Source organism: Haloferax sp. s1, from assembly GCF_058382125.1.
In genome coordinates this window covers 1-8,214 of the sequence record NZ_JBZRPK010000579.1, presented here as the reverse complement: position 1 = coordinate 8,214, position 8,214 = coordinate 1, and the positions used below count along the sequence as shown (strand labels likewise).

Sequence of the window (8,214 nt, the reverse complement as noted above, 5' to 3'; positions counted from 1 at the left end):
GGTGTAAACCGGTGGACTGACATGAAGTACCGAGTCCATTATCAAAACCGCCACGCGGAGGCTCGTCGGCAGCGACAGATGGGTATGAGAGACAGGGCCGGTTGTGCATCAACCAGATGAGCACGAGACCCAGTACCACAAGCTGGAGTTGTCGGATGCTGTCGACCGTGTAGAGCAGGAACGGTACGGGGTCGAGTTGCGAGATGAACGGCCCGATAGCCTGTCCGAATCCTGACGGCGAGTCGAGGTTGGGGAACACCGTCGACACGAGGTTCTGGAAGTACCGTGGCCCTTGGTAGAGCACTGCGGCGAACACCGCGCCGCCGAGGACGCTGCCGGTGTTCGACCCTGCCCCACCGATGATGAGGGCGATCCAGACGAAGAACGTCACGCGCGGCCGGAAGAAGTTCGGCGTCACAGCACCCTGCGGCATGAGCCAGAGGATACCGGCAAGGCCCATGAGGGCGCAGCCGAGCATGAACGACTTGATCTTGAACTTATCAGTGTCCTTACCGAGCGCGTTTGCCACGTCTTCGTCCTCGCGGATGGCCTTCAGTACGCGACCGAAGGGCGATTCACCGGTGCGCTTGAGCAACCAGTAGAACGCGGTGACGAAGCCGAGGAGCAACAGGCCGTAGACGATACCGTCGACGACCGGCTTGGGATTCGTCGGAACGATGACCTGGAACGCGTCGATGAGTCCGAGGTAAACTCCCCAGAGTCCCACCGACTGGAACAACGCTTCGAGTGGCGGAACGAAGTCGAGGATGAGACCCGACCCGCCGCCGAATCCAACGGTGTTTCCGAACAGCGAGAACTGTTGGAGTTCGCCCGAGAGGAAACTAAACCGGACAATTTCTGACATCGCAATCGTCACGATTGCTAGGTAGTCCGCCCGCAACCGGAGTGCAGGAAGCGCGACTACGAGACCCAACAGCGCAGCCGCAACCATACCCGCGAGGATACCGACCCACAGCGGCAGGCCAAGCCCCCCGACCTGCGCTGCGCCGCCGGCGACGAAGGTTGGTTTCGAGACGAGCGCCATCACGTACACACCGACGGCCATGAAGCCGACGATGCCGATGTTGAACAGCCCGGTGTACCCCCAATGGAGGTTGAGCGCGAGCGATAGCATCGCGAACACGCCGATGTAGAACGTCAGCGTGGCGATGGAGTTCAGTTGCCCGCGAAGGTCGTACCCAAGCCCGATACCCGCGAGGACGTACAGCAGGTACGCCGACGCGAGGACGAGGACGATGAGACCCGTGTCGCCGCCTGGAACGCGAGCGGCGATGTCGTCGCGGACGCTCATGCTGTGGCCCTCCCACTGAAGAGACCGGACGGTTTCACGAGCAGGATGACAATCATCACGACGAACGCGGCGGCCCGCGCGAACGCGGACGGAATCCACAGGACCGACATCGACGCCGTCAGCCCGATGACGAGCCCCCCGGTAATCGCGCCGTAGATGGACCCGATGCCGCCGAGGATGACAGCCGCGAAGATGAGGAGTAGCAAGAGCCATCCATCGTTGAAGCCGAGTGTCCCCTTCCAGAGGATAAACATGTATCCTGCGACACCCGTGAGGCCGCCACCGATGACCCACGTCGCGCGGACGACGCGTTCGGTCGGGATACCGGTGATGAGCGCGAGGTCCTGATTGTCAGCCATCGCGCGCATCGCCTTTCCGAGTTTCGTCCGCTGCAGGAGTAGGTGGACGCCGAGCATCAGCCCGGATGCGACGATGAGGAGCGTGATGTCGTGTGCATTGATGAAAACAGTGCCGTCGATGAGGTAGAGTCCGAGGGACGGCGGTTGTGCGGTCGTCCCGCGAACGGCTGACCCGAAGACGAACTGCATCACGTAGCGAAGCGCAAACGCGATACCGATACTCGTGATGAGGAGCGTGACACCGTCTTCGCTCCGAATCGGCCGGAAGACGGTCCGGTCCACCGCGAGCGACAGCGCGATAGTGGAGCCACCGGCGACGATGATGCCAGCGACGACGGCGAGCGGCGTCGAGAGCATTCCGATGTCGAGGGTCCCGCCGTAGACAGAGCCACCTGCTCCGACTAACAGGAGTGCGCCCACGTCAGCCCTGCCGAGACCGGCGATGAGGTACGTCGTCGCCCAGCCGGAAAATGCCCCGGCCGTGATGTAGTCGCCGTGCGAAAAGTTCGCGAAGTTCAGAATACTGTACGTCATCGACAACCCGATGCCTGCGAGGCCGATTACGAGCCCGCGCATCAGACCATCCCAGACCAGTGTGCCAATATCGGCAAACTGTGTCTGCCCAGTTACAATCCCGAGAAGCAGGTCACCGAGCAGTGCTACTGCGATGACTGCCAGTACGAGCGCAAACGGGCGCTCGATGGCGAACCGCCTTCCACGGGTGTATGTTTCTGCAATACCCATTGATAACTATCCTCATGGTATGTGCGGACGATAATCAAACATAAGTCTTTCTCCATCGATTACCCAGAATTGACAACTGAGTTCTATTCACCGGGGTGTGATTGGATGAGAAACAACGATATGTAAAAACGCGTTGCGCCCAGACAAGAGGGTATGCGCGTCACTTCGGCCGAGTGGTCGGACCTCGACACGCTCGCCGACATGTGGGTCAACCTCGCAAGCGGGCAGCGGGCCTTCGGCTCACACCTCGGTGCTGACGCCAACAGGACAGTGGTACGCGAGTCGATGGCGTACCATCTCTCAGTCGGTGGTGTACTCGTCGCGCGCGACGAGGCGACTGAAACGGAAGCCGACGATGACGACCACAAGCGGGACATCGCCGGGTTCGTCATGTTCGATGTCGAGACGGGCGCATACGAACAGGACATTACCCGTGGGACCGTCCGTAATCTGTTCGTCGTCCCGGACAGACGTGATTCGGGAATCGGTAGTCGTCTACTGGATGCGGCAGAGACGGAACTACGGGATGCTGGCGTCGGGGCGATTGCGTTGGACGTGATGGCAGCGAACGATTCGGCCCGTCGGTTCTACCGTCGGCACGGCTATTCCCCCCACCGAATCGAACTGGAGAAATCGATGGAAAACGATACACACTCAAAGGAGGACGGATAATCGGAAAATGCGCCAGGAGAGCATGGGCGGTTCATGCACTCGACTTGTAATCGAGACTTCGTGGGTTCAAATCCCACTCCTGGCTTTCTCTGTTTTGTAAACCCGGAAATCGAAGCAACCGGCCTACTGGTTTGTCAGTCCGTGGTTGTGATTGAGTCCGTGGTTGTGATTGAGTCTGTAGTTTCGATTAGTTCGAACTGTTTCGGCCGTGGTGTTCCGTTTTTTCCCAGTGGAGTTGTTTAAGATAGACTTGCTTAATCGCGCGAAGTTCTGCACCCCAGAGCAAGACCCAGTAAAGCGGGACAACGAGTGGAATCAGCACTGCTCGCAGCGTGCGTCGAGGTATTTCCTCCTCAGAGACAATCCAGTAGCCGCCCGAGTGGAAGAAGAACAGTTCGACGAGGAACACGATTCCGAGTGTCAGAACGATCCAGACAGCAAGCGGGACCGTGTACTGAAGCAGGTTCGCAATCATGGTCAACAGGACGATTCCAATAATGTTGATCGGCGCTAAGTGCGGGAGAAACGACTGGAAATAGCCGTGGAGCTTTGCAGCCCATCCCTGCGGAGGGTGGTGGGCGTATTGGATGAGCGTGTATATCTTTCCTTTCTGCCAACGGGTGCGTTGCCGGACCCAAACGTCGGCTGCAAGCGGTGATTCCTCACGGGTAACCGAGTCGATGAGTGTCATTTCGTACCCCTCTTTCCAGAGGAAAATCCCCAGTTCGAAGTCCTCGGTCACATTTTGTGGGTCCCACGGGATACGACCCTGAAGACCGTTCTCGGTAAGCCACGCTCGTGCTTCGTCATCCCAAATGGACCCATACTGGTCGAGACGGCGTTCGCTAATCTCCTCCAAAACGTGTCGGTGAAAGAAGTTCGTCGTCCCACCGAGCGGAACCGGATACCCGACGAAGTGGAAGCTTGGAAGTAAGAGCCGGAACCAGAATGCGTACTCACCACGGAAAACCAGATTTCTCCACCCGTCGCCTTCATTTACCATATCGAGCTTCCCCTGTAGATAGTCGAAGTTCTCTACAGTGAGTGCGTTAGCGATTTTTAGAAACAGCTTCGGGTCGACAACGTCTTCAGCATCGATAACCCCGACAAGGTCACCGTCAGTTAGTTCGAACCCGTAATTGAGGGCTCTCGGTTTGTTCGGTTCTCCAGGGTACTCTTCGGGTACGACAATCTCGTTGTAAGGCCCTGAGAGACGCTCAAGCGCATCTCTAGTGTTGCTGTCGTCGGGTTCGACGAGAACATTGATATTAATCAACTCTTGAGGGTAGTCTGCTCCTTGAATAGATTCAATCGCTTGATGGATTACGTTCCCCTCTTTGTACGCAGGAAGCAGCACGTCGATAGTCGGTAATTCGTCTGGTTCGAATGAGTCCGGCAGACGGGAATACACACTATCAGCTGAGCCAAAGATTCTTGCAACAATGAAGAACTGTACGAACGGATATAGGTGGTAGAAGTTAACTGTAGTCCAGATTAGTCCGAAAGCGATTGCAATTGAAACGATTACCCAGCGGACTGGTTCACCAATCATCAGTACTTACCAGTAGTATACCGTAGTTAAACATTGTCAAAATGAAGACCTATTTGAACAAACAATAGTTGGAGTGTTGTTCCGATAATCAATATCCACCCAATATATCAGAGAAAAGACCAACATCCCCATACTTTCCTTGAACGCTGTCCATCGCGAGCACTCCGTCAAGAAAACGAAACGTGAGACTCGTGGAAGCGTCTGCGAAACCGAGCGGGACCGGAGGAAAACTGTGACCAACCGGGGTGTCAGGCAAGCGTTCGAGTAGCACTATAGTAGCGTTTGCAAGTCATTGCACACCCGCTCGAACGTTGTCGTGCGACCGGATGTGTCACCAGTTGCAAACGCTACTATAGCGTCGTCAGACGCGATTGTCCGAACCAGTTGGTCGAAAAATCCGATAACGACCGCCAATTATCCTCCCTAAACGGGGGTCAGTTCCGTCCCGACGACGGTCGAACCCGAATCAAGAGCAGTGACCCCGGAACGCCGAGGATGAGTGCGCGAAACGGATTATGCTTAATGATAATGTCGGGGTCGAGCGGTTCCGCCTGAAGGTCAGTAATCCGGAGACACGAGTAGTAGACGGTAACGTGAGTTAACACGTACGCGAACGTCGCCGGGACGACAATCGGGTACCGAATACCACTCATTGCGAGACCTTCGAAGGCGAACGCGGTGAGAGCGGAAATCGAGAGTAAATTGCCCAGTTGGAGCGTAATACCGGTCAGCGCCGTGATTGCCGTGTCGAACAAAGAGGCACCATATGGCGTGTACGTGAGCGCAGTCACGACTGCGATGGCTCCGAGGAGGAGTCCGGCGAGTAACCCAGACATCGCGTACACGTACTCCATAGCAGACCGTTATAACAGCGACGGGGGGGAGGAATTTAGTTCTACCTCCCTCGTTATCGCGGGAGAAAATTAGGAAATTTCGCCGAGACAACCGACGTGACAGAGTTTTATCTTCATTCGGAACGTCGTTCCGGTATGAACGCGACTGACAAGTTCATGCTTGCGGTGTCACTCCTCATCTTCGCACTTCTCATCCTCGGCGCACTCCTCGCATTCGTGTAGGGAGAAAGCTTATGTTATATTCATTAAGGATACTAGACACCATGCCGGAATGTCAGAACTGTAGTTCGTTCGTGACGCCCGCATATGCCCGAGTCTTCACGCCGAACGGCATAGATGCTCCGCGCGTCTGTCCGAACTGTGAGGATATGGTTCGTGAGGGCGCACAAGTGCGAGCGGCGCGCTCGCCGAGAAATCACTGAGCGATGTGGTAGCGTTCGGCTTCCTGTCGAACGAAGCCACGTTTACTGAGCGTGCTGAGAATACTGTAGAGTGCAATCTTCTTCATTTCGAGACCGTCCTGTATGTCGTCGATAGATGCTCCGTCGTGTGTCGTGAGGTACAGATACACGAGCTTTGCCGAAGGCGATTCGAGCTCACCTGGAACTTCGATAGTCGGAACCGTCTGTTGCATGGTCGTTGTCGTTCAGTTTGCTTCGACGATAATAAAACTCTCTTACAACAATTGTCGAATATCGAACGACGGGAGTGAGACCACGAGGTACTCGAATTCGAACGAATCGTTGTATTCGTAACGAATATCTATTCGATAAAATACACCCCTCAATGGTCCCAACTTTCGACTGTCGTCGAAGCGCCGAGTCGACGGGGACGGTGACCCAGATGGTTAGACTGCGAGCGCGCTCCACGCGAGGAACTGTGCGACCGCCGCGAGAACCATCGCCGCGACCGATGGAGACGGCGAGTGTGACTTTGTGTAGCTTCGCATTCCCCAGAGAGAAAACGGAACTGCGACGACGGTCGCAAGGGAGACAAGCGGCGGGAATACGGTCCCGGTCGTGAATACGAGCGAACCGTATGCGACGACGAGCGACGCGAAGTACAGTCCTCGGAGCCACGACGTATCGAGTCGCGTCGCCAGCGTTCGTTTTCCCACGCGTTCGTCTGGAACTCGGTCGGGCCACGTCGTCGCCAGCAGGTTGGCGAAGACCAGCGAGGCAAACGGGACGAAGGCTGGAAGGACATCGAACCAGAGCGACCCGCTGACTGCGAGAACGCCGTAAGTCGGGAGCAAAATTCCACCGAGAACCGCATTGTCGAGTTCGCCGATTCCCCGCCACGCGAGCGACAAGGGCGGAAGCGAGTACTGGACACCGAGGATGCCGATGAGTCCGAGCAGGCCGACTTCAGTGACCGAAAGTGCACCTACAACGAATGCCACGCTGACAGTGACGAGCGAGCCGACTGCCGACCAGACAGTCGCTCTGCGGGCGAGTTCTCGCGGGAGACCGGTTCGCGCCAGTGCCCCGCTTCCACCGGAGAATGGCGTCCGGTCGGCGAGTAAATCAGTCTCGTAGTCGGCGTACTCGTTCGCGTAGTGAATGGTGAGTGCGACCGGGACGAAAACCACGAACGCAACTGTGATGTGCACGAGGTCGATACTCGTTCCCTCTCCCTCAGCGACTGCGACCGCAACGCCGAGCGCGTACACAAGCGCCATCAACAACACCTGCGTGGGTCGTGCCATCTCGAACAGGGCTCTTGCGACTGTTCGGCGCGGTCGCTCGTGGTAGTCGGCGTCGAAAGAAGGTGGTTTCAGGTCCAACGATAGAGCGAAGGGAGCCTCAGTAGCTCCGAACCTTCGGTTCGTACGTCTTGCTCTCGCCTTCGAGGATGACCGGCTTGTACCAGAGTTCCGGCTTGCCGTCGTTCCACGAGAGCAGCGTGTGCTTGAGCCACTCTTCGTCGCGACGTTCCTGGTACTCCTTGCGCCAGTGAGCACCGCGGAACTCGTTGCGGGCGAGCGCACCGAGGGTGATGGCTTCGGCGATGTCGAGGATGTTTCGCGTCTCCAGCGTCTGAAGCAGGTCCGTGTTGAACGTTCGGGACTTGTCGCCCACGAAGACGTCCTGATAGAGTTCGCGCGCCTCACGGATGTCGCGGAGCGCCTGCTTGAGACCTTCCTCCTCACGGAAGACGTTCACGTATTGCGTCATCGACTGCTGGACGCGCTCGCGAATCTCCGCGTGCTGGATGCCGTCTTCCTTCTCTAGCAGGTGGTTGATGGTCTCGCGCTCGTCTTCGACGGCCTGCTGAACGAGGTCGGTTCCGGTGGCGGCCGCGCCGGAGTCGGCGGCCGTGCCTCCATCCGCGACGGCATCTTCGCCGATGCCCGCTTCGCCGAGTTGGACGGGACTTTCGACCTCTGCGGTCTCGTAGTCGCCGACCTTGCCGGTCGTAATCTTCGCTTCTTCCATGTCCTTGCCCGCGGCGTGGTGACCAGCGCGCTTTCCGAAGACGATGAGTTCGGGGAGTGCGTTGCCGCCGAGGCGGTTGCCGCCGTGGACGGAAGCACACGCACACTCGCCAGCCGCGTAGAGACCGGTGATACACGTCTCGCCGTTCTCGTCGGTCTCGATGCCGCCCATCGCGTAGTGCTGGCCGGGTTTGACCGGCATCGGCGCTTCGACCGGGTTGACGCCCTCGACCTATAAACATCTCCGAGGCCACGAGACAAAAGGGCAACACGTATGCCCTCTT

At 57.5% G+C, this 8,214-nt stretch carries 9 protein-coding genes, 1 tRNA gene and 1 pseudogene; 4 read left to right on the top strand and 7 right to left on the bottom strand.

Features of this window, described 5'->3' with window-relative positions:
* On the bottom strand, positions 1–1,312 hold a 1,312-nt coding region (locus QT222_RS11155; protein ID WP_491477217.1), incomplete at its 3' end, for a branched-chain amino acid ABC transporter permease.
* Positions 1,309–2,247: a branched-chain amino acid ABC transporter permease gene (locus tag QT222_RS11150; protein ID WP_179955377.1), complete on the bottom strand. Its 939-nt coding sequence runs from the start codon at positions 2,245–2,247 to the stop codon at positions 1,309–1,311. The genes QT222_RS11155 and QT222_RS11150, both read right to left, overlap by 4 nt.
* Before the next feature lie 321 nt (positions 2,248–2,568).
* Between QT222_RS11150 and QT222_RS11145 the strand changes: the two genes are divergently transcribed.
* Entirely contained in the window at positions 2,569–3,087 is a 519-nt protein-coding gene (locus tag QT222_RS11145; protein ID WP_491477216.1) for a GNAT family N-acetyltransferase, read from the top strand.
* Between the two features lie 11 nt (positions 3,088–3,098).
* A tRNA-Thr gene (locus tag QT222_RS11140) sits at positions 3,099–3,172 on the top strand.
* A gap of 102 nt (positions 3,173–3,274) precedes the next feature.
* Here QT222_RS11140 and QT222_RS11135 read toward each other — a convergent pair.
* On the bottom strand, positions 3,275–4,639 hold the full coding sequence (locus QT222_RS11135; RefSeq protein ID WP_491477215.1) for a glycosyltransferase: 1,365 nt from the start codon (positions 4,637–4,639) through the stop codon (positions 3,275–3,277).
* Between the two features lie 434 nt (positions 4,640–5,073).
* Complete coding sequence (locus tag QT222_RS11130; protein ID WP_004060309.1) at positions 5,074–5,493, bottom strand: DUF8133 family membrane protein; 420 nt, start codon at positions 5,491–5,493, stop codon at positions 5,074–5,076.
* A 96-nt stretch (positions 5,494–5,589) separates the two neighbouring features.
* Here QT222_RS11130 and QT222_RS11125 point away from each other — a divergent pair, with 96 nt between their 5' ends.
* Both QT222_RS11125 and QT222_RS11120 read left to right on the top strand, forming a co-directional pair.
* Positions 5,590–5,715, top strand: coding sequence for a hypothetical protein (locus QT222_RS11125; protein WP_269321948.1), 126 nt, complete (start codon positions 5,590–5,592; stop codon positions 5,713–5,715).
* Positions 5,716–5,756: 41 nt separating this feature from the next.
* Positions 5,757–5,915, top strand: a complete 159-nt coding sequence (locus QT222_RS11120) for a DUF7563 family protein (RefSeq protein ID WP_425497312.1) — start codon at positions 5,757–5,759, stop codon at positions 5,913–5,915.
* Here QT222_RS11120 and QT222_RS11115 read toward each other — a convergent pair.
* The 3 genes and pseudogenes from QT222_RS11115 to QT222_RS11105 all read right to left on the bottom strand — a co-directional run.
* Positions 5,909–6,127, bottom strand: coding sequence for a helix-turn-helix domain-containing protein (locus QT222_RS11115; protein WP_004060310.1), 219 nt, complete (start codon positions 6,125–6,127; stop codon positions 5,909–5,911). The genes QT222_RS11120 and QT222_RS11115 overlap by 7 nt on opposite strands.
* A gap of 213 nt (positions 6,128–6,340) precedes the next feature.
* Complete coding sequence (locus tag QT222_RS11110) at positions 6,341–7,201, bottom strand: prenyltransferase (protein WP_491477214.1); 861 nt, start codon at positions 7,199–7,201, stop codon at positions 6,341–6,343.
* Positions 7,202–7,298: 97 nt separating this feature from the next.
* Positions 7,299–8,159, bottom strand: a pseudogene (locus QT222_RS11105) (FAD-binding protein); the annotation flags it as partial.
* Positions 8,160–8,214: the final 55 nt, after the last annotated feature.